This window comes from Runella limosa DSM 17973, assembly GCF_000482465.1.
In the GTDB taxonomy this organism is placed as follows: domain Bacteria; phylum Bacteroidota; class Bacteroidia; order Cytophagales; family Spirosomataceae; genus Runella; species Runella limosa.
This window is the reverse complement of record NZ_AXVJ01000095.1, coordinates 1-2,064: the sequence shown is the minus strand read 5'-3', so window position 1 is coordinate 2,064 and position 2,064 is coordinate 1. Positions and strand designations below refer to the sequence as shown.

Sequence of the window (2,064 nt, the reverse complement as noted above, 5' to 3'; positions counted from 1 at the left end):
TTCAGGGCTAAAATTTTATCAATGGAGGTTTGGGCAGTTTCAATGCGAGCCTCGGTTTGAGCCAATAAATCTTGCATTCCTTCCCAAGCATCATCAACATCAAGAAGTTGCTTATTAGGGTCAACGACGAGTTCAATTTTTCCATTAACGAGTTCGTAGCAGTCGTTGATGGCAATGTTGTCGAAAGTCACGGCCACGTTTTGGGTAACGCCCATGGGCAGCAGCACGCTTACGTAGCCTTTGCCGCTCCAACCCGTAGCTCCGCCCGTGGCCTCGGTCACGGTGATGGTGTAATCCGCAGCATTAAATATGTCACCTACGGCCAAATTACTCAAACTGTTACCTTGGGCGGGGGCATTAATAGTTAAGGTTTGGCAAGTGGCAGTGCTGTAGTCTCTTACCACACAAGGTGTACCGCTGAGGGTAAAGAACACCTCACAACTATCGTTTCCGCTCTTAACCACCACTTTATAATCACCAATTTTAGAGGCAGCCCCCCCTGTACCTGATAGGGCTGTTTGCCCCGTTGGGGCAGTCCAACGGTAAGTTAGGTTAGGGAAGTTGAGCAGGGTGGTATCGGCTAATCCTACCAAGGAGAGCGTAACGGGTTGGAAACCACCGCCCGCAGCGCGAGTAAGTTTAGAAACTTCCTGTCCTTGTGCATTGGTAGCTTTGATGTAAATGTCACAGATAGAGGCTGTTCGGGCTACTGGCACAGTGGCACAACTTTGTTTTTTGACCACTTTTACCGTTGTGGAGGGTGCAGAGGCACCACAGTTGGGCAAGGTACAAGCGGCGGTGAGGGCGAGGGTATCGCCCGTGCTCCAAGCGGTGAGCAGTGAGGTGTTGTAGGCCAGCGAGAGGGTATCGTTGGTAGTAGCCAATACCCCCGAGGTTGTTTTGAGGGTATAACTCCATTTTACATCGCCCGTACATCCCGTAGCGATAAGCCGAGCCGTGCTATCAGGGCAAAGGCTCCGTAATGCGCTACCTGCGAGGGTGGGGGTGGGAGGAGTGGAAATAGTAATGGTAGCGATGTTCGTAGTCGCAGTACCACAAGTAGTCGTTACCTGAGCATAGAACTGATACCCATTTTGAATAGTACCAATAGACTGTACCCACACAGAGTCTTTGGTTTTATCAGTACTTAGGGTAATAGCTTGCGGTGTGCTATTGCCTGGGACGAGGCGATACCATTGATATTGCGGATTAGTACCATTTCCTTTAGCGCGTAAGGTAACAGTGGTAGCTGGTCCGTTGGAAGCACAAATAGTTTGGCTTTGAGGGTGGGTGGCAATACCTCCAACAGATAAAGCTACGACCTTGCTGGTAAGCGTACAGTTTCCGTTTTTGACAATACATTGAAACTTGCTTTGCTGGTCAGCGGTGGTTGGTGTGAAGGTATAAGTGTCTGTAGTAGCTCCAGCGATATTGACTCCATCTTTCTGCCACTGGTAGGTAGTTCCTACTGTAGTAGAAGCAATAACTTTATAAGATACCGAAGCACCTACAGAGCAAAGCAAAGCGTCAGAAGGTTGTTGAGCGATACCAAAGAGTGCTGTTTGCGGGCCGTATCTGCCGTTGGTACAAGCGGCATCGGTCATCAGCACGCGGTAGGTGTAAGCGAAATCGGCGGCAGTGGGTGTGATAGTGTACGTAGCTGTGTTAGCTCCTGAGATGGGGCTGCTTACACCACCAGTAGTTCGATACCACTGATAGGTAATTCCTTGTCCTACTACAGGGGCAGTAAGTGTTGTAGTCCCATTAGCACAAACCGTCTGGGCGGTGTAGGTGGAATAAACGCGCAGGCTGGCCTCTTCGGAGGTGATACTAGTGGCACAAGAGCTACTTTTTACGATGCAACGGAATTTAGCATCGTGGTCAGCAATGGTCGGTGTGAAGGTATAAGTACTTGAAGTAGCCCATAATATATTGACCCCGTTTTTCTGCCATTGATAGGTAATATCATTACCCAGAACCGTGATTTTGAAGGATGCGGTAGCGGTACCCACATTACACACCACTTCATTTTGTGGTTGCTGGGCGATACCAAATAGCGCTATT

1 protein-coding gene is annotated in these 2,064 nt (G+C 49.2%); it reads right to left on the bottom strand.

What is annotated here, in order from left to right; genetic code table 11:
- On the bottom strand, positions 1 to 2,064 hold a 2,064-nt coding region (locus K339_RS37510), incomplete at both ends, for a hypothetical protein (protein WP_037300016.1).